Annotated in this window: 16 protein-coding genes; 7 read left to right on the top strand and 9 right to left on the bottom strand. The window is 66.7% G+C overall.

All coding sequences use genetic code 11. The features are described from left to right. The first annotated feature begins 1 nt into the window (after window position 1). Window positions 2-1,432 carry a dihydrolipoyl dehydrogenase gene (locus KYC_RS06905; RefSeq protein WP_008160299.1) on the top strand — a complete coding sequence of 477 codons (1,431 nt, stop codon included), beginning with the start codon at window positions 2-4 and terminating at the stop codon, window positions 1,430-1,432. Between the two features lie 70 nt (window positions 1,433-1,502). Here KYC_RS06905 and KYC_RS06910 read toward each other — a convergent pair whose 3' ends face one another. The 3 genes from KYC_RS06910 to KYC_RS06920 all read right to left on the bottom strand — a co-directional run bounded on the left by KYC_RS06910 (window position 1,503) and on the right by KYC_RS06920 (window position 4,532). Then, the gene (locus KYC_RS06910) at window positions 1,503-2,393 is read right to left on the bottom strand and encodes a 23S rRNA (adenine(2030)-N(6))-methyltransferase RlmJ (protein WP_008160302.1); all 891 of its coding nucleotides are present in this window, start codon (window positions 2,391-2,393) and stop codon (window positions 1,503-1,505) included. A gap of 12 nt (window positions 2,394-2,405) precedes the next feature. Further along, entirely contained in the window at window positions 2,406-3,155 is a 750-nt protein-coding gene (ugpQ, locus tag KYC_RS06915) for a glycerophosphodiester phosphodiesterase (protein ID WP_008160304.1), read from the bottom strand. Between the two features lie 84 nt (window positions 3,156-3,239). Continuing rightward, window positions 3,240-4,532 (bottom strand): M20/M25/M40 family metallo-hydrolase, encoded by a 1,293-nt coding sequence (locus KYC_RS06920; RefSeq protein ID WP_008160306.1) that lies wholly within the window; start codon window positions 4,530-4,532, stop codon window positions 3,240-3,242. 360 nt (window positions 4,533-4,892) lie between these two features. On the opposite strand from KYC_RS06920, the gene KYC_RS06925 reads away from it, so the two are divergent. After that, complete coding sequence (locus KYC_RS06925; protein WP_008160308.1) at window positions 4,893-6,857, top strand: SurA N-terminal domain-containing protein; 1,965 nt, start codon at window positions 4,893-4,895, stop codon at window positions 6,855-6,857. A 43-nt stretch (window positions 6,858-6,900) separates the two neighbouring features. Here KYC_RS06925 and KYC_RS06930 read toward each other — a convergent pair whose 3' ends face one another. Further along, complete coding sequence (locus KYC_RS06930; RefSeq protein WP_008160310.1) at window positions 6,901-7,548, bottom strand: arylesterase; 648 nt, start codon at window positions 7,546-7,548, stop codon at window positions 6,901-6,903. On the opposite strand from KYC_RS06930, the gene KYC_RS06935 reads away from it, so the two are divergent. Next, a complete protein-coding gene (locus KYC_RS06935) occupies window positions 7,547-8,224 on the top strand; it encodes an ABC transporter ATP-binding protein (RefSeq protein ID WP_008160311.1) in 678 nt (225 codons plus the stop codon). The two genes, KYC_RS06930 and KYC_RS06935, sit on opposite strands and share 2 nt — an antisense overlap. Window positions 8,225-8,251: 27 nt before the next feature. Here the strand turns inward: KYC_RS06935 and KYC_RS06940 are convergent, their stop codons facing one another. From KYC_RS06940 to KYC_RS06950, 3 genes are read right to left on the bottom strand one after another with little or no spacing between them, the layout of a single operon-like run. Continuing rightward, a complete protein-coding gene (locus KYC_RS06940) occupies window positions 8,252-9,235 on the bottom strand; it encodes an ABC transporter substrate-binding protein (protein WP_008160313.1) in 984 nt (327 codons plus the stop codon). Between the two features lie 22 nt (window positions 9,236-9,257). Beyond that, complete coding sequence (locus tag KYC_RS06945; protein WP_008160315.1) at window positions 9,258-10,904, bottom strand: ABC transporter permease; 1,647 nt, start codon at window positions 10,902-10,904, stop codon at window positions 9,258-9,260. Between the two features lie 13 nt (window positions 10,905-10,917). Next, a complete protein-coding gene (locus tag KYC_RS06950; RefSeq protein ID WP_008160318.1) occupies window positions 10,918-11,994 on the bottom strand; it encodes an ABC transporter ATP-binding protein in 1,077 nt (358 codons plus the stop codon). A gap of 246 nt (window positions 11,995-12,240) precedes the next feature. On the opposite strand from KYC_RS06950, the gene KYC_RS06955 reads away from it, so the two are divergent. The 3 genes from KYC_RS06955 to KYC_RS29430 all read left to right on the top strand — a co-directional run bounded on the left by KYC_RS06955 (window position 12,241) and on the right by KYC_RS29430 (window position 14,399). Then, complete coding sequence (locus tag KYC_RS06955; RefSeq protein WP_043517777.1) at window positions 12,241-13,149, top strand: LysR substrate-binding domain-containing protein; 909 nt, start codon at window positions 12,241-12,243, stop codon at window positions 13,147-13,149. A gap of 13 nt (window positions 13,150-13,162) precedes the next feature. After that, on the top strand, window positions 13,163-13,873 hold the full coding sequence (gene serB, locus KYC_RS06960; RefSeq protein WP_008160323.1) for a phosphoserine phosphatase SerB: 711 nt from the start codon (window positions 13,163-13,165) through the stop codon (window positions 13,871-13,873). Window positions 13,874-14,090: 217 nt separating this feature from the next. Beyond that, the gene (locus KYC_RS29430) at window positions 14,091-14,399 is read left to right on the top strand and encodes a hypothetical protein (RefSeq protein ID WP_139026498.1); all 309 of its coding nucleotides are present in this window, start codon (window positions 14,091-14,093) and stop codon (window positions 14,397-14,399) included. Between the two features lie 68 nt (window positions 14,400-14,467). Here KYC_RS29430 and fabV read toward each other — a convergent pair whose 3' ends face one another. Together fabV and KYC_RS06975 are read right to left on the bottom strand one after the other, a co-directional pair. After that, window positions 14,468-15,658: an enoyl-ACP reductase FabV gene (gene fabV / locus KYC_RS06970; protein WP_008160327.1), complete on the bottom strand. Its 1,191-nt coding sequence runs from the start codon at window positions 15,656-15,658 to the stop codon at window positions 14,468-14,470. 109 nt (window positions 15,659-15,767) lie between these two features. Then, complete coding sequence (locus KYC_RS06975) at window positions 15,768-16,727, bottom strand: DMT family transporter (protein ID WP_008160329.1); 960 nt, start codon at window positions 16,725-16,727, stop codon at window positions 15,768-15,770. Between the two features lie 94 nt (window positions 16,728-16,821). On the opposite strand from KYC_RS06975, the gene KYC_RS06980 reads away from it, so the two are divergent. Continuing rightward, the gene (locus KYC_RS06980; RefSeq protein WP_008160331.1) at window positions 16,822-17,709 is read left to right on the top strand and encodes a LysR family transcriptional regulator; all 888 of its coding nucleotides are present in this window, start codon (window positions 16,822-16,824) and stop codon (window positions 17,707-17,709) included. Window positions 17,710-17,972: the final 263 nt, after the last annotated feature.

A 17,972-nucleotide genomic window follows, 5' to 3' on the forward strand; every position in this document is an offset into this window, starting at 1 on the left:
CATGAAAACACTGCACACCGACATCGCCGTGATCGGCGCCGGCACCGCCGGCCTGGCTGCTTACCGTGCCGCCAAGGCTGCGGGCCTGCGCGCGCTGCTCATCGAGGGCGGCCCCTATGGCACCACCTGCGCCCGCGTGGGCTGCATGCCGTCCAAGCTGCTGATCGCGGCGGCCGAGGCGGCGCATGCCGCCGCGCATACCGAAGCGTTCGGCGTGCACGTCGGCGGCGAGATCTCCGTCGACGGCGCCGAAGTGATGGATCGGGTCAAGCGCGAACGCGACCGCTTCGTGGGCTTCGTGCTGGAGGGGGTGGAGAACATCCCCTCGCAGGACAAGCTGCGCGGCTACGCCAGGTTCGTGTCCGATACGGTGTTGCGCGTGGACGACCACACCGAAATTCAGGCCTCGCGCGTAGTGATCGCCACGGGCTCGCGTCCGTCCGTGCCCGCGCCTTTCCTCGCGCTGGGCGACCGCCTCGTCGTGAACGACGACGTGTTTGCGTGGGACGAGCTGCCGAACCGCGTGGCCGTGTTCGGGCCGGGCGTGATCGGGCTGGAGCTGGGGCAGGCCCTGGCGCGCCTGGGCGTGGAAGTGCGCGTGTTCGGCGTGAGCGGCAGCCTGGGCGGCATCAGCGATCCGCAGGTGCGCCAGACGGCCCGCAGGATTTTTCAGCGCGAGTTCTATCTGGACCCGGACGCCCGCGTGCTGGAAACCACGCGCGTCGGCGATGAAGTGGAGATTCGGTATATCGCGCTGGACAACAGCGAGCGTACCGAGCGCTTCGACTACGCGCTGGTCGCCACCGGCCGCCGCCCCAATATCGACGGCCTGGGCCTGGAAAACACGTCGCTGAAGCTCAATGCCCAGGGCGTGCCGCTGTTCGACCGGCAGACGATGCAGGCGGGCAACTCGCCCATCTTCATCGCAGGCGATGCCAATGCCGACGCGCCGCTGCTGCATGAAGCGGCCGACGAAGGACGCATCGCGGGCGAAAACGCAGCGCGCTTTCCCGACGTTCGGCAAGGCTTGCGGCGTGCGCCGCTGGGCGTGGTGTTTTCGGATCCGCAGATCGCGCTGGCGGGCGAAAGCCATGCGCGTCTGGTGCCGGGCACGTTTGTCACGGGCGCGGTGGACTTCAGCGATCAGGGACGTTCGCGCGTCATGCTGAAGAACCGGGGCATGCTGCACGTCTATGCGGATATCGAGACCGGCCGCTTCCTTGGCGCGGAGATGGTCGGCCCCAGCGCCGAGCATATCGGCCACCTGCTGGCCTGGGCGGTGCAACAGGAACTGACGGTGGCGCGGATGCTGGAGATGCCGTTCTACCATCCCGTGATCGAGGAAGGCTTGCGCACCGCCTTGCGCGACGCGGCGTCCAAGCTGGCGCTGGCGCAGGAAGCGCTGCGCCAATCCGCCGCCGAAACGGTCTGACTCGCCTAAAGTACAAGGGCCGCGCTCGTAGCGCGGCCCTTGTCGCTGGCGGGCGCGGACGCGCCGCCGCTCAGTCGTCCGAGTGTTTCTTGGGGACGGGGAAGGGGTTCTCGCGGAACTGCAGCGTGAAGCCTGCCCGCTCGTCCTGCGCCAGCTCGCGCGCCAGATAAGGCATGGCTTGCTTGAGCGCGTCGTGCAGCGTCCAGGGCGGGTTGATGAGGAACATGCCGCTGCCGTGCAGGCCGTAGCCGTCGATCGTGGCCTTCTTGACGGTCAGCGTGGCGTGCAGCCAGCTCTTGACCTTCAGGTTTTCGAAGTGGCGCGCCATTTCGCTGGCCTCGCGGCGCTGCACCAGCGGATACCAGATTGCATAAGTGCCCGTGGCGAAGCGCTTGATGCATTCCTTGACGGTCAGCAGCGTGCGCCGGTAGTCGTGCTTGTCTTCATAGGACGGGTCGATCAGCACCATGCCGCGCCGCGTGGGCGGCGGCAGCAGCGCCTTGACGCCCTCGAAGCCGTCGTCGCCGTAGATCGTGGTCTGGCGCTGCGCCGCGCGGCCCTGGTGTTCCAGGTTGCCGACCAGCGTGTCGATTTCGGTTGGGTGCATCTCGAACAGGCGCAGCCGGTCCGACGGGCGCAGCGCGTCCAGCGTCAGCCACGGCGAACCGGGGTAGCGGCGCAACCGGCCGTTCGTGTTGTAGCTGCGGATGCGGTTGACGTATTCGGCCAGGATGGGGGGCAGGTCCGTGGCCTCCCACAGGCGGCCGATGCCGTCGGCAAATTCGGAGGTTTTGGCCGCCCAGTCGCTGTCCAGGCTGTAGAGGCCGGCGCCTGCATGGGTGTCGATGACCCAGTAGGGCGCGTCCTTTTTGTTGAAGTAGTCCAGGGTGTGGACCAGGATGGCGTGCTTGAGCACGTCGGCATGGTTGCCGGCGTGAAAGGCGTGACGGTAGCTGAACACGGGTCTTCTGCCTCAGGCGGCGGGCCGGATCGCGGCCAGCTCGTCGGTGAAAATGCCGTCGATGCCCCAGTCCAGCAGCAGGCGGGCGCGCTCGGGGTCGTTGACGGTCCAGGCGGCGATGCGATAGCCGGCGGCATGCACGGCGTCGATCAGTTCGCGGGTGGCGTCCTTTTGGTTGATGTTCAGGGCCACGCAGTCGTACTTGGCCAGCCGTTCGCGCCAGTCGGCCGGCACTTTTTCGACCAGCAGGGCGCGCGGCAGCTCGGGCGCGGCCTTGCGCGCGGCCGCAAGCGCTTCCTCGGCGAACGAGGACAGCAGCGGGGCCGTGTCCGCACCTTGCCACAACTGGCGGGCGGCCAGCGCGACGGCGCGGCCGGTTTCGGCTTCGCGTCCGGGGCAGGGCTTGATCTCGACGTTGCTGGCGATGCCGTTGGCGACCGTATAGCGGGCGACTGCGGCAAAGGTCGGCAGGGGTTCGCCGGCGTAGGCGGCCGAATGCCAGCCCCCGAAGTCCAGCTGGGCGAGTTCGGCATAGGGCTTGGCCGCGGCCGGACCCTGGCCATTGGACGTGCGGTCGACGTCGTCGTCGTGCATCAGCACCAGCACGTTGTCGCTGCTGAGCTTCACGTCGTATTCGAACATCGTGAAGCCGTGCGCGGCGCCCACGCGCATCGCGGCCAGGGTGTTCTCCGGCGCCAGACGGCCGCCGCCGCGATGCGCGATGTAACGGGAGTAGGGCCAGGAGGGAAGGTTTGCGGTCATTTCGGTGCTGCTTTCGGGTTCTTTTTGGGACAGGTTGCAAGGATACCCTGTTCTCAGGGCGCGCTTCCTGTCCCGGACCGAGGCCTATTTCATCGGCGCCTTGTCCTGCGAGACGTCCATGATCATCCGCGTGGCCAGGTACAGGCGGGGCACGATGCTGTTGATCTGGATGTATTCGGCGTCGTTGGAGTGGGCGCCAAAGCCGCTCAGCCCCATGCCTTCGATGACGGGGCCGCGGGCCTTCAAGGCGGCAAACGCGGCATCGGTGCCGCCGCCGCTGGCGCGGTCCACCACCTTCATGGGCAGGTCGAGTTCCTTGTAGATCTGGACCCCGTGCTGGGCCAGCGCGCGCGAGGCGGCCGTCGCCTCGAGCGGCGGGCGGCGCACTTCGAATTTGACGCTCACTTTGGACTCGGGCAGCAGCTTTTTCTGGACCCGCTCTTCCAGCGTCCGGGCCAGGGCGTCGAAGTCGGACACGCGCAGCGCCCGGGCGTCGCCCTGCGCGGTGGCCAGACCCGGGATGACGTTGCGGTTGGTGCCGGCCTGCGCGACGGTCCAGTTCAGCTTCAGGCCGTCTTCGGGCTTGGACAGCTTGTCCAGCTGAAGCAGCTGATGTGACAGTTCATACAACGCGTTGACGCCGCCTTCCGGGCGGGCGCCGGCATGCGAGGTCTTGCCTTGCACGGTCAGGTAGGCCGCGCCAATGCCGCTGGTCGCCAGGGTCAGGCGCGGCTCCATGCCGCCGCCCTCGAAGGAGAACACGGCGTCCTGGTCGGCGCCCAGGCGCGTGATGGTGCTGCGGGCGCCGGGCGAGCTGATTTCCTCATCGCCGTTGATCAGCACCGTCAGGGTGCCGTAGTCGGCAAAGCCCAGGCCCTTCAGCATCGCCAGGGTGTGGATGATGGCGGCCACGCCGTGCTTGTCGTCGGCGATGCCCAGTCCGTAGGCCCTGTCGCCGTCCACGCGGAAGGGCTGGTCCTTGAGCATGCCATTGCGGTAGACGGTGTCCATGTGCGCGATCAGCATGATTTTCTTGCTGCCGCTGCCCTTGAATTCGGCGTGAACCATCGGGCCGACCTTTTTGGGCGTGTCGTCCAGCCGGAAAACGTCGGTGGGCGCGATGATCTCCACCGTCCCGCCCAGCGCCTTGAGCCGGTCGCGGATCAGTTCGGCGATGCGCTCCACGCCTTCGACGTCCTTGCTGCCTGATTCGATGTTGACCAGGTCGCGCATGGTGTCCAGCATGGCCTGCTGTTGCCCCTTGGCTGCCTCGTGCACGGCGGCCACGGGGGCGGCGAGCGCCGCGTGGGCGCTCCCCAGGAAAGCCAGGGCCAGGCAGGTTCTCAGGATATGCAGGCGGGGAGGCGTGAGCGGCATCAGTGGTTACCTTTAAGCGTGCGATGAGGGAAGAGCCGGCCGTGGACCGGCCCGTGGGCCGCCGCGGGTGCGGGCTAACCCTGAGGCCACGATACGGGGGGGCGGGTGGGGCGGAAATGGTGATTTCCCGGGTTGACGGCGGGGGGTATCCGTGGGGACGGCTGACCCGGGCGGCGGCCCTTGTCTCTTTCAGGCGCGCCGCAGCGCCTTCATGAATGAGAAATGGTAAAATCCGCGGGCTGACCCGGTAACAAAGCAACAACAACCGGTATGGGAATAGGGCGAATCGAGTTCGCCTTTTTTTATGCGTTTTCGTGCGGCCCCGGGCGTAACCCCCCGGAGCGCGGCAACAGGGATTCCATGTTCGAATTTATTCGCAGCCATCGGCGCTGGATGCAGTTCATCCTGCTGCTTCTGATTGTGCCGTCCTTCTTCCTGGTCGGGATTCAAGGCTATGACAGCTTCATGCGTCAGGAGCCTGAGCTGGCCACGGTCGCCGGCCAGCCGATCTCACGCGCCGAGTTTGACCAGGCGCACCGCAACCAGCTGGAGCAGTTCCGCCAGCGCCTGGGCGCGCAGTTTGACCCGGCCGTGATCGACACGCCCGCGCTGCGCGAGGCCCTGCTGAACCAGCTCATCAACCAGCGCCTCCTGGCCAACGTGGCCTCGGACAACCGCTTCTCGGTCTCCGACGAAACGCTGCGCAACACCATCGCCGCCATCCCGGAAGTCCAGGACAACGGCCGCTTTTCGCCCGAGCGCTATCGCCAGGTGCTGGCCGCGCAGGGCATGTCCCCGACCTCGTTCGAAGCCGGCCTGCGCCGCGATCTGGCCGTGGCCCGCGTGCTCGAGCCCGTCGGCCAATCGGCCCGCGCGCCGGCCGAAGTCGTGTCGTCGCTGGAATCGGCCCTGACGCAGAACCGTACGGTCCAGCTGCGCCACTTCGCCGCTGCCGATTACCGGTCGCAAGTCACCGTCGCGCCCGCCGACATCCAGGCCTGGTACGACGCCAACAAGCAGCAATTGCAGGTTCCGGAGCAGGTCCAGGTCCAATACGTGGTCCTGGACGAGGCCGCCGCCACGCAAGGCGTGCAGGTCAAGGACGAGGACCTGGCTTCGTACTACGAACAAAACAAGAACCGCTTCGGCACGCCGGAACGCCGCCGCGCCAGCCACATCATGATCGAGCTGGCGCCGGGCGCATCTGAAGATGCGCGCAAGGCCGCCCGCGCCAAGGCCGAAGACGTGGCCAAGCAAGCAGCCGCCAATCCGTCGCAGTTCGCCGAACTGGCCAAGAAGTTCTCCCAGGACGCGGGCTCGGCGTCCAAGGGCGGCGACCTGGACTGGATCGCCCCCGGCTCCCAGCCCGCCGCGCTGGACAAGGCCATTTTCAGCCTGGCCCAGGGTCAGGTGTCGGGCGTGATCGAAAGCCCGTTCGGCCTGCACATCGTGAAGGTCACCGAGATCCACCCGTCGGCCATCAAGCCGATGGCCGAGGTCAAGGACCAGATCACCGCCGAAGTCCGCAAGCAGATCGCCGCCCAGCGCTTTTCGGAAATGGCCACCCAGCTGAACAAGCAGGTGTACGACCAGCGCGACAGCCTGCAGCCCGCCGCCGACGCGGTCGGCCTGAAGCTGCGCACCGCCTCGGGCGTGACGCGCGAAGGCCTGCTGCCGGCCGCCAGCGTCGGCCCGGGCTCCGCCGCCGACAGCCCCGATGCCGCGCTGCTGGACAACCCGCGCGTGCGCCAGGTGCTGTTCTCGCCCGACGTGCTGCGTGAAAAGCAGAATTCGGGCGTGATCGAACTGGCGCCGGATACGATGCTGGCCGTGCGTGTTGCGGCGGTCGAGCCGGCCCACGTGCCGCCGCTGGACAAGGTCAGCGATCTCATCCGCGGCAAGCTGCTGGACGAGCGTTCAGCCGAAGCCGCGAAGAAGGCCGGCGAAGCCGCGTTGGCGGCCGACAAGGCCAATCCCGCTGCCGCGCCCGAGGGCTTCGCGCCCGCCGTCGTCGTGTCGCGCCAGGATCCCAAGGACCTGCCGCGCCAGGTGCTGGACGCCGTGATGCGTCTGCCTGCGGCTCAACTGCCGGCCTACGCCGGTGTGCAGGCCGGTGCGGACTACACGCTGGTTCGCGTTGAGAAGGTCGAGGCCGGCAAGACGGAAGCCGCCGACAAGGAGCGCCTGGCGCAGCAGTTGTCGGGCGCCTGGGGCCAGGCCGAAAACGAAGCCATGATCCGCATGCTGCGCGAAGAGTACAAGGTGAATGTGCTGCCGGCCGCCGCAGACGTCATCCGCGGCGATCAGCCGCAGGCCGCGGGCTGACCCTCCCACGGCCAGGGCCTGTCCGCCAGCCGGCGCGCAGGCCCTAGTTCAACAGCGGCCGCAGCGTCGGCCACACGTTGTCCAGCAATTGAGGCTGGGCATCCTCGTTCGGATGGATGCCGTCGGCCTGGAACATCGCCCGGTTCGTTGCAATGCCTTCCATCAGGAAGGGCACGAGCCGGGCGTTTTCGTCTTTGGCAACCTTTGGGAACACCGCCGCGAAGCGCTCGGCGTAGTCGCGGCCGTAGTTGGGCGGAATCTGCATGCCGACGATCAGCACGTCGGCGTCGGCCTTGCGGGCGGCTTGCGCCATGGCGCGCAGGTTCTGCTCGGTCATGTTCAGCGGTAGTCCGCGCAGCGCATCATTTGCGCCCAGTTCCAGCACGACCACCGCGGGCGCATGCTGGCGCAGCAGCGCGGGCAGCCGCGCGACGCCGCCGCTGGTCGTGTCGCCGCTGATGCTGGCGTTGACCACCTTGAACTTCGGGTATTGTTCGGAAACCCTTGCGGACAGCAGGGGCACCCAGCCTGTCCCGCGCTTGATGCCATACTCGGCGGACAGGCTGTCGCCAACCACCAGCACGGTGCGCGGCGCGGAACCCTGGGCCGCCGCGGCGGTCTGAGCGTGGGCGGGCGCCACCATGGCGGTGGCCAGGGCGGACACAAGAAGCAGATGGGAAAATAGGCGCATGGATAGCAATAATTCGATCGTGGTGAAAGGGCTGGGCAAGCGGGTGGCCGATGCCGGCGGGACGCTGTCTATCCTGGAAGGCATTGATTTTACGGTCGAGGCGGGCAGCGCCGTGGCAATCACGGGCAGCTCGGGATCGGGCAAGTCGACCCTTCTGGGACTGCTGGCCGGGCTGGATGTTCCCAGCATGGGTAGCGTACACCTGGCCGGCCAGGATCTGTTCGCGCTGGACGAGGACGGCCGCGCGCGCCTGCGGGCCAATCACGTGGGCTTCGTGTTCCAGTCGTTTCAGCTATTGCCCAATCTCACCGCGCTAGAAAACGTGATGCTGCCGCTGGAGCTGGCGGGTCAGGCGGCGCGCGACGCAGCGCAGGCCATGCTCGAGCGCGTGGGGCTGGGCGCGCGCCTGCATCACTATCCGCGCACGCTGTCGGGCGGAGAGCAGCAGCGGGTGTCGCTGGCGCGGGCCTTTGTGGTGCAGCCGGACCTGCTGTTCGCCGACGAACCGACCGGCAGCCTGGATGCCGCCACGGGCGTGACGGTCATTGACCTGATGTTCGATCTGCACCGCGAGCATGGCACCACCCTGGTGCTGGTGACGCATGATCCGCAGCTGGCCGCCCGTTGCGGGCGCCAGTTGGTGCTGGCCGGCGGCCGGATGGTCCAGGGCAACTGACGCCCCGGCGCACCCAGGCCGGCAGGCTTACTTGGACTTCGCGACGGCCTGGTTCCAGGCCGTCACCACCGCTTCGTAATCAGTAGCGGCCGCTTCCTGGCTGACCGGGAAGATCTTGATGGTCGCCAGGTCCGGCAGCGTGGTCAGGTTGGCCACGGCCACGTCGGTGCGGGTGGGGCGGCGGAAGTTCTTCACCAGTTGGGCCTCCTGCGACTCCTTGCTCAGCAGGCCATCGTACAGGGCCTTGGCGGCATCCAGATTCTTGGCGCCCTTGATGATGAACATGCCCTCGGGCGCAAGGTAGCTGCCTTCCGTCGGGTAGACCAGCTTGATTTCCTTCTGTCCGCCCGCTACGTATTCCTGGGCGGCGTATTCCAGCGTCATGCCCACGGCGTATTCGCCCGCGGCCACGCCCTTGTAGGTCGTGCCCGACGAGGCCGTGACGACGGCGTTGGCGGCGATCTTGTCCAGGCCTTCCTGGCCGAACTGCTTGTACAGGCCGTACACCAGCATGTAGGCCGTGCCGCTCTTGGACGGGTCGGTGATGGCGAACTTGTTCTTCCATTGCGGCTGCATCAGGTCGGACCACGTCGCCGGGGCCGGCAGGCCCTTGAGCTGGCGCTCGTTGACCATCATGACCATGACATGCACGTTTGTGCCTACCCACAGATCATCGGGGCCGCGGAATTGCGCGGGGATCTTGTCCAGGTCGGCGGGGCGGTAGGGCTGCAGATGCTGGCGGTAGGCGCCCAGCGTGCCGAAACCGCCGCTCCAGAACAGGTCGCCGCGCGGATTCTGCGATTCGGCTTCGATGCGCTTCATCATGGTGCCCGTGCCGCCGGTGACGGGCTGCACATTGAGCTTGGGCGACTTCTTCTTCACCGCATCCAGCGCGGTTTCGATGGTTTCGGTGTTGTTCGACGAATAGAGCACGACGTTCTGGGCGTGGGCCGCGCCCGTTGCCAGGGCCGCGGCCAGGACGCTGTGCTGGAGAAGGTGCTTGAGTTTCATGGGTAGCCTCTGTGCGAGTGGGTTATTTGCCGGAGAACAGCTTGATGCGGAATGCCTTCACGGACACGATGATGGGCAGCACGATCACCGTGACCAGGGCCGCGCCATAGGCGGACGCCATGCCCAGCCTGCCGCCGTCGACCTGGCGGAAGATGGCGATGGGCATGGTTTCCAGACCGCCGCTGTAGGCCACGATGGACGCGGACAGCTCCGAGATGGTGGTCAACCACATCAGGATGGCGGCCGAGATGATCGACGCCTTCATCGCGGGCAGGATCACCTTGAAGAACGTCATGAGCGGGGACACGCCCAGGCTGATCGAGGCTTCCTCGATCGACTCGGGAATGTTGAACAGCACCGACGATGCGTTGCGCACCGCGAAGGGCAGGCGGCGGACCGTGTAGCACAGCACCATGATTCCCGAGGTGCCCGCCAGCACCAGCCAGCCGGTGTTGAAAGTCTGCACCAGCGCAATCCCCAGCACCGTGCCGGAGATGGTCAGGGGCAGCACCACGATGTAGTCCAGCACCTGCGTGAAGGCGCTGCGCTTCTTGATTGTCAGGTAGCTGACCAGCACCGCGAAGGCCACGCCCAGGAGCGTGGCGAGCGACGCGAACTTGAGCGAATTCAGAATCGGTTCCGGCGCGCCGTGCAGGGCGCGCTGGATGCTGGCAAGCGACCATTGCCCCCACTGCATGACCGGGCCGCTTGTCTTGGTGAAGGCCGCGATGAAGACCACGACAAGCGGCAGCAGGGACACCAGGATCACCAGACCGACGCCGCTGGTATAGAGCAGCGCCGTCCACGAACGCACGCGCACGGCTGCCGGCGCGCGGCCCTGGGTCATGGTGTAGACCTTGCGTTCCACCACGCGCTTCTGGAAGAACAGCACGATGGCGACGATGGCGATCGACACCACCGACATCGCGCTCTGCAGGGTGGGGCTGCCGCCCATTTCGCTGACGAAGGTGTTGTACGTCATGACGGACAGGAGCGGCACGCGGCTGCCCAGCAGCATCGCCAGCGCGAAGTTGCCCACCACCAGCGTGAACACCACCAGCGCGTTGACCAGGACGGCGGGCAACAGCACGGGCACCAGCACGCGCAGCTTGGTCAGGAACGGCGGCGTGCCCAGGCTCAGGCCAGCTTCCTCGAGCTGGCCGTCGAACCCGCGTAGCGCGGCCAGCACGCCCAGGTAGATGTACGTGTAATAGACCAGGGTCATGGAGAAGACCATGCCCGTCCAGCCGTAGAACGAGGGCAGTGAGATGCCCGCGTCGCCCAGCAGATTGGTCAGCAGGCCATTGTTGCCCAGGATGAGCAGCCAGGACTGGCCCACGATGATCTCCGGGATCACGATGGTCAGCACCGGCAGGATGGCCACCAGGTTCTTCAGCGGGAAGTCGTAGCGCGCCACCATGTAGGCGAAAGGCACGCCCACCAGCACGGTGCAGGTGGTGACGGTCAGGCCCAGGATCAGCGTGTTGCCGAAGGCCTCCACGTATTGCGAATCGGCCAGCAGGGCCTTGAACCCCTCCAGCGTGAAGCCGCCGTCCTGGCCCGTGATGCTGTTGCCGAAGAGCACGCCCAGCGGATACAGCACGAAGAACAGCAGCAGGACCAGGCTGATCGCGGTCAGGATGCCCCAGGGCCACCATTTGATTTTCATGGCGTGCGCGTCCTCAGGCGTTGACGACGCGGCTGTCCGCGGGAATCAGCACTTGCACGGACTCGCCCGGCTGGAACTGCGCCACCATGTTGCCGGCGTGCAGTTCGACGCGGATCTCCGAGCCGTTGGCCAGCGCGATGCGATAGGCGGTCTTGAAGCCCAGGTACTGCCGGCGCAGGACCTTGCCGGGCAGCGTGTTGGGCACGTAGGGCGCGGGGGCCATCAGGGCCAGCTCTTCGGGCCGCGCGATCAGCACGCCCTGCGAGTCCAGCCCCGCGCCGCCCTGCATGCCGTCGAACTGCATGCCGCACAGTTCATAGCGCACATGGCCGGCCGGCGCTCCTTCCAGACCGGTGCGGGCGGGCACGGGAATCACGTTGGCCGAACCGATGAAGTCGGCCACGTAGGCGTTGACGGGCGTGCCGTAGAGTTCTTCCGGCGTGCCCAGTTGGGCGATGTCGCCGTGGTCCATGATGGCGATGCGGTCCGACATGGCCAGGGCCTCTTCCTGGTCGTGCGTGACGAACACCGTGGTGATGCCGGCTTCGCGCACCAGGTCCAGGATCACGTCGCGCATTTGCAGCCGCATCTTGGCGTCCAGGTTCGACAGCGGTTCGTCCATCAGCAGCACGCGCGGGCGGATGACGAGCGCGCGCGCCAGCGCGACGCGCTGGCGTTGCCCGCCGCTCATCTGCGCCGGATAGCGGTCGGACAGGGGCAGCAGGCCCACTTTGTCCAGCGCTTCGTTGACGCGCCGCGCAATCTCGGCGCGCGCCACGCCGCGGGCGCGCAGGCCGTAGGCGACGTTGTCGAAGGCGGTCTTGTCGGGAAACAGCGCGTAGTCCTGGAACACCATGCCGATGTCGCGGCGGTGCGCGGACACGTGGGTCACGTCGTCCTGGTCGAACAGCAGGCGGCCGCCATCCGGCGCGTAGAAGCCCGCGATGCAGCGCAGCAGGGTGGTTTTGCCGCAGCCGCTGGGGCCGAGCAGGGTGTAGAACGCCCCGTCGGGAATGTGCAGGGAGAGGTTGCGCAGCACCTGCTGCCCGCCGAAAGTCTTGACGATGCCGTCTACCGTAATCGAAGCCATGTGGGTTCCTGCCTAAGGTTGCAGGCATGATAGGAACCGCGCCCGCCGGCGACCAGCAGTGTTTTTTAAGGCGTGGCGTTAGATTTTCTAAGAGGTCGGCGCGTCGCCTATCCCCTAGAATGCGGCTGAACAGGGCTGGCGGCGAAAGCCGGCCGCGCCCCGACAATAAATAGACGACAAGGGTAATAGTGGGAAAGAGCAGCACAGCGCGGCGCCTGAAGGGCGCTCGGGCGGGCCTTGCCTGACATGGCGGGGCACAGCCTGCCGCCATTGAAGGCCCTGCGCGTGTTCGAGGCAGCGGCGCGCCTGCGCAGTTTCACCGCGGCCGCCGACGAACTGAGCATCACGCATAGCGCGGTCAGCCAGCAGATCCGCATCCTCGAAGAGTATGCGGGCCAGCCCCTGTTCGCCCGCGAGGCGCGGGGCGTTGCGCTGCTGCCTTGCGCGCAGGCGTATTTCCCGGAAATCCAGGCAAGCCTGGAGCGCATCGCGGCCGCGACGGCCAAGCTCAAATCGCCGGCCTATGGCGGCGCGCTGCGCGTGTGCGCCACGCCGTCCCTGACCATGAAATGGCTGATCCCCCGCCTGTCCGCGTTTCAGGCGCTGCATCCCGGCATCGACGTGCAGCTCAGCACGCAAGGCCGGCCGTTCCTGGACCGCGGCGGCGATGCCGCCAGCGACGTGCTGATCCGGCACGGCTACATGGCGCATTCGGACCTGGCCTGCGTGCATTGCCTGGACGATTTCCACGTGCCCGTCGCGTCGCCGCGCTTCATCGAGCGCAATCGCCTGTCCGCGCCGGCAGACTGCCTGGGCCACCCGCTGCTCAAGATCTCGGGCGGCATGGACCACTGGCCGCGCTGGTTTGCGCTGGCCAAAGTGGACGTGCCGGCGCAGTTGCCAGGCCCGGTCTTCGACCACCAGTTCCTGTGCATGCAGGCGGCGATGAACGACCTTGGGATCGCGCTGGCGCCGTGGTGCCTGCTGGAGGACGACGTGCGCGCGGACCGGCTGCGGCCGCTCTTCGCGCAGCCGCAGCTGCCCAACGCGGGCATCCACGCGCTGTACCGGCCGGACGGGCCGGCCGCCGCGCAGGCGCAGCTTTTCATTCAATGGCTCTGCACGCAGCGGCACGGGCTGCCCCATCCGGCATAGACAAGGAGTTTCCATGCCTGCTTTCCCGACGGCCCCCGGCCTGCACTGGCGCGGCATCGTCCCGCCGCTGGCGCTGGCGGACTACAAGGTCATCGCGTTCGACATGGACTCGACGTTGATTTCCATCGAAACCCTGGACGAGATGGCGGACCTGATGGGCAGGAAGGCGGAGGTCGCCGCGCTGACCGAAGCCGCCATGCGCGGCGACATCGTCGACTACAAGCAGAGTCTGCGCGACCGCGTGGCGCTGCTGGCCGGCATGCCCGAAGCCGCGCTGGACGAGGTCTACGAACAGCGTTTACGCATCAATCCGGGCGCCGAGACGCTGATCGCGGCATGCAAGGCCGCGGGTCTGACCTGCCTGCTGGTTACGGGCGGCTTCACTTGTTTCACCGACCGCCTGCGTGTGCGTCTTGGCCTGGACGATGTGCGCGCGAATGTACTGGAAGTGCGTGAAGGCCGCCTGACGGGGCGCCTGTTGCCGCAGGCCTGGGGCGACATCTGCGACGGCGAGGAAAAGCGCCGCAAATTGCTGGAGGTGTGCGCATCGCTGGGCGTGGGGCCCGAGCGCGCCATCGCGGTGGGCGACGGTGCGAACGATCTGCCGATGATGCGCGCGGCCGGGCTGTCAGTGGGCTATCGGGCCAAACCGGCCGTGCGGCGCGAGGTTGCGGTGGCCATCGACGACGGCGGTCTTGATCGGCTGCTCCAATTGTTCTTGTGACATACGACAAGAAAATACGTTGATATGAATCAATTGGTAAGGTAGTCTGGCGTTGACAAAACTGAATAATTGTCAGCGTTGATACGAAAGAGGCTAGTACCTAACGGTCGCTTGATGACAGGGCATGGCTTTAGTGTTGGCGCGCGAGTGCCGTAATAGGAAGGAATGAGGTGGGCGGTTTCCGCCTTCTTGTTCGTGCTAAAGCCAAGGAGTTCCCATGTCTATACGCTCGTCACTTCACGCATCGTTATATGTTGCTCTGCTTGCGCCCACGGTGGCCAGCGCGAATGGCGGGGTCATCCGCTTCGTTGGCGCAATCGTCGAACCTGCAGCATGCGTGCCCCGGGTGACGCAGCCCGGTTCCGGCGGGCATCCCCAGGTCGCCTGCGGTATCGTTCCCGGTGAACGGCCAACCGATACGGCGAACCGGGTCAAGACCGACGTGCGCGAACTGGCCTCCCCCGCGGACGACAAGACGCCGGGCGCAACGCCCCGGCGCTATCTGGTTACGGTCGAATATCTGTAGTACGGAGGCCGCGTTCGGGCTTGTCGGGGCAGAGGCCCGGACAGGACGTCCGGGTCCGCCGCGTGCGGTCAGATCAGGCCGCGGATTTCCACGGCGGGATCGACATCCGCTTCATAGTCCACCCCATCGACCTCGAAGCCGAACAGGCGCAGGAAGTCGCGCTTGTAGCCCGCGAAGTCGGTCAGGTCATAGATGTTGCCGGTGTCGACCTGATTCCATAGCGCCTGCACGCGGGCCTGCACGCCCGGATCCAGTTCCTTGTAGTCCGCGCGCAAGCGTCCTTCCTGGTCCATGATCGGCGACGGGCCGCACAGGCTGTCCTTGTACAGGCCATAGACCTGTTCGATGCAGCCTTCGTGGGTGCCGTCTTCTTTCATGACCTTGAACAGCAACGACAGGTACAGCGGCATCATGGGGATGGCCGAACTGGCCTGCGTGACCACCGCCTTCAGGACCGACACCCGGGCGTCGCCGCCGCGCGCCGCCAGCTTGGCGCGGATGTCCAGCACCTTCTGGTCCAGATCCTTCTTGGCCGCGCCGATGGATCCGTTCCAGTAGATGTCGTGCGTGATCTTTTCGCCAAGGTAGGTGAAGGCCGTGGTGGTGGCGCCGTCGGCCAGCACGCCGGCGTCGAGCAGCGCGTCGATCCACATCTGCCAGTCCTCGCCGCCCATGACCGCGACCGTCGCGTCGATCTCTGCCTGCGTGGCCGGCTCCAGCACGCCGTCCTTGATGACTTCCTTGTCCGTATCCAGCCCGCGCAGGGTCACGGCCTTGCCGACGGGCTTGAGCGTGGAGTTGTAGACCTGCCCGGTTTTCGGATGCGTGCGGCGCGGCGCGGCCAGGCTGTAGATGACCTGGTCGATCTGGCCCATGCCTTCCTTGATCGCGGCGATGGTCTTTTGCTTGATCTCGTCTGAAAACGCGTCGCCATTAATGCTCTTGGCGTACAGGCCTTCGGCATCCGCAAACTTGTGGAAGGCCGCGCTGTTGTACCAGCCGGGCGTGCCCGCCTTGGCCGCATCGCCGGGGCGCTCGAAGAATACGCCCAGCGTCTGCGCGCCACAGCCGAATGCCGCGCTGATGCGCGCGGCGAGCCCGTATCCGGTCGACGCGCCCAGCACCAGCACGCGCTTGGGGCCCCCGGCCACCGGTCCTTGCGCCTTGACATAGTCGATCTGGTCTTTGACGTTGGCCTCGCAGCCGGCGGGGTGGGTGGTGACGCAGATGAAACCGCGCACGCGGGGCTTGATGATCATGGGGGCCTCTTTTTTGGGGAAATGCATGGCGCCGCTGCCGGAAAAGGGCAAAAGGCGAGCAGCATTGTACGGGAGCCGCCTTGCCCGCGGGCGGCCGCCTTTTGCCGTGTCAGCGGGCGGCAGCCCGGGCCGGGACCGCGGCCTGGGCCTTGCCGCGGCGCCATTCGATCAGTCCGATGCCGATGCCGCTGGCGCAGATGATCGCGATGCCCAGCCAGGTCAGCGGGTCGGGGAAATGGCCCCAGACCAGCCAGCCCACCGAGGTGGCGCTGATGATCTGCAGGTAGATGAACGGGGCCAGCGTGGAGGCGGGCGCCCGGCGGTAGGCCGCGATCTGGAACAGGTGACCCAGGCCGCCGGTGATGCCCGTCGAAATCAGCAGCAGCCAATCCAGCGTGGACAGACCTTGCAGCACGGGCAGGGCGGGGGGCAGGATGAAGGGCAGCGTGAGCGTGAGGCAGGCCGTGCCCACCGCGCCGCTCCAGATCAGCGACGTGAACGGGTCGTCGCCCGCCACGCGCCGCGTGGCAATGAACTGCGCTGCGAAGCAACAGGCCGTCAAGAGCCCGAATATCGTGCCCACCGGGTGCAATCCGCCGCCGGGCCGGATGACGATGATCACGCCGATGAAGGCGATGCCCGCCGCGACAAAGCGCGACAGGCGGGCGGGTTCTTTCAGGATCCAGGGCGCCAGCGACAGCACCAGCAGGGGCGCCAGGAAGTTGATTGACGTGGCTTCGGCCTGCGGGATGTAGCTCAGCGTCGTGAAGAACATGAGCGTGGCCAGGAACATCGACCCGCCGCGGATAAGCTGTTCGCGCGGCTTGTTGCTGTGCAGCACGCGCACGCCGCGCGTGGGCAGCACCAGGGCCAGCACCAGAACCAGGTGGATCGCATAGCGGAACCACGAGAGCACCAGCAGGGGCACGCCGGCGTTCATGACCCACTTGCCGCTGGCGTCCAGGCAGGACAGCGTCCACATCGAAAGGACCAGCAGCAGCACGCCGATCATCGTGCCGCGTGCGGCGGGCGCGCTGGCGCGCGGGCGACCGGTATCGGCCGGGGTCATGGACAAGGCTCCTTTCATCTGTGGCGGCCACGCCGCGTTGCGGGGCGCTGGGCGGCTGACATGATACGCTCATCCCGCCGGGGGAAATGAGGCAATGATAGAACTACGCAACATCGAGACTTTTTTCTGGGTCGCCACGCTGGGCAGCTTTCGCGCCGCGTCCGACAAGCTCAACACCACGCAGCCCGCGGTCTCGCAGCGCATCGCCTCGCTCGAGGCGGACCTGGGGGTCAAGCTGTTCGAGCGCGAGGCCCGTGGCGTCAAGCTGACCGCCAAGGGGCATGAACTGCTGTCGCACGCGGAACGCATGCTGCAGGTGCGGCGCGACATGTTCGAGGCAGCGCGCGAGCAGAACGTCATGACGGGCACCGTGCGCATCGGCGTCGCCGAAACCATCGTGCAGACCTGGCTGCCCGCCCTGATCGAACTGATCCACACGACCTATCCGGCCCTGGTGCTCGAAATCGAGGTGGATACGACGCACGTGCTGCGGTCGCACCTCATGTCGCGCCAGATCGACCTGGCTTTCCTGATGGGACCCGTGCTGGAGGCGCGGGTCGAGAACCTGCCGTTGTGCACCTATCCGCTGGCCTGGGTGGCCAGTCCGCTGCTGGACCTGGGCCCGGAACCCCTCACGCTGGCGACGATCGGCAAGCTGCCGATCATCACGTATCCGTCCAACAGTTCGCCGTATCGCGTCGTGCGCGACATGCTGACGCGGGCGGGCGTCACGTCTCCGCGCATGTATGGCAGCGCGTCCATGTCCATGGTGGTCAGGATGACGCAGGACGCCATCGGCACCAGCGTGATTGCGCCGGTGTTCCTGGGCAAAGAGCTGGCCCGCGGCGAATTGCGGATCCTGCAGGTGCAGGCCGACCCGCTGCCCGAGCTGAGCTTCACCGCAACCTGGGTGCAGGGGCCGGACAGCCACGCCGTGCGCATCATCGCGCAGATGGCGCAGAAGGTCGCCGCACAGGCCTGAAGCGCGCCTCGCGCCCTAGGTGTTTTCCCCAGCAGGCGAGCCGTAAAACGATGCCCGGCGGCTTGCGCAAAGCCGGGTGCGGAAAACCCAGACCGGCCGCAAAGCCGCGCCATTGCTTCGTTTGCGCGGGCAGGGCAAGGGCCGGGGCGGCGAGACCCAAAAAATATTTATACCCCCACATCGCAACATACGATTGGACGCTCTTGCCCCCTGGCGATGCAATGGCGCTACAGAAAAAGCAGCGCCTGGATAAACAGTGCGGG

It is taken from the genome of Achromobacter arsenitoxydans SY8 (assembly GCF_000236785.1).
Lineage (GTDB): Bacteria > Pseudomonadota > Gammaproteobacteria > Burkholderiales > Burkholderiaceae_B > Achromobacter > Achromobacter arsenitoxydans.

Bases quoted from the DNA above. Each gene is read 5' to 3' on its own strand.
- KYC_RS06940 (WP_008160313.1), bottom strand. From the start codon at position 9,235: ATGAAACTCAAGCACCTTCTCCAGCACAGCGTCCTGGCCGCGGCCCTG.
- KYC_RS06930 (WP_008160310.1), bottom strand. From the start codon at position 7,548: ATGCGCCTATTTTCCCATCTGCTTCTTGTGTCCGCCCTGGCCACCGCC.
- KYC_RS29430 (WP_139026498.1), top strand. From the start codon at position 14,091: ATGTCTATACGCTCGTCACTTCACGCATCGTTATATGTTGCTCTGCTT.
- KYC_RS06950 (WP_008160318.1), bottom strand. From the start codon at position 11,994: ATGGCTTCGATTACGGTAGACGGCATCGTCAAGACTTTCGGCGGGCAG.
- serB (WP_008160323.1), top strand. From the start codon at position 13,163: ATGCCTGCTTTCCCGACGGCCCCCGGCCTGCACTGGCGCGGCATCGTC.
- ugpQ (WP_008160304.1), bottom strand. From the start codon at position 3,155: ATGACCGCAAACCTTCCCTCCTGGCCCTACTCCCGTTACATCGCGCAT.
- KYC_RS06955 (WP_043517777.1), top strand. From the start codon at position 12,241: ATGGCGGGGCACAGCCTGCCGCCATTGAAGGCCCTGCGCGTGTTCGAG.
- KYC_RS06925 (WP_008160308.1), top strand. From the start codon at position 4,893: ATGTTCGAATTTATTCGCAGCCATCGGCGCTGGATGCAGTTCATCCTG.
- fabV (WP_008160327.1), bottom strand. From the start codon at position 15,658: ATGATCATCAAGCCCCGCGTGCGCGGTTTCATCTGCGTCACCACCCAC.
- KYC_RS06980 (WP_008160331.1), top strand. From the start codon at position 16,822: ATGATAGAACTACGCAACATCGAGACTTTTTTCTGGGTCGCCACGCTG.
- KYC_RS06905 (WP_008160299.1), top strand. From the start codon at position 2: ATGAAAACACTGCACACCGACATCGCCGTGATCGGCGCCGGCACCGCC.
- KYC_RS06975 (WP_008160329.1), bottom strand. From the start codon at position 16,727: ATGACCCCGGCCGATACCGGTCGCCCGCGCGCCAGCGCGCCCGCCGCA.
- KYC_RS06920 (WP_008160306.1), bottom strand. From the start codon at position 4,532: ATGCCGCTCACGCCTCCCCGCCTGCATATCCTGAGAACCTGCCTGGCC.
- KYC_RS06945 (WP_008160315.1), bottom strand. From the start codon at position 10,904: ATGAAAATCAAATGGTGGCCCTGGGGCATCCTGACCGCGATCAGCCTG.
- KYC_RS06935 (WP_008160311.1), top strand. From the start codon at position 7,547: ATGGATAGCAATAATTCGATCGTGGTGAAAGGGCTGGGCAAGCGGGTG.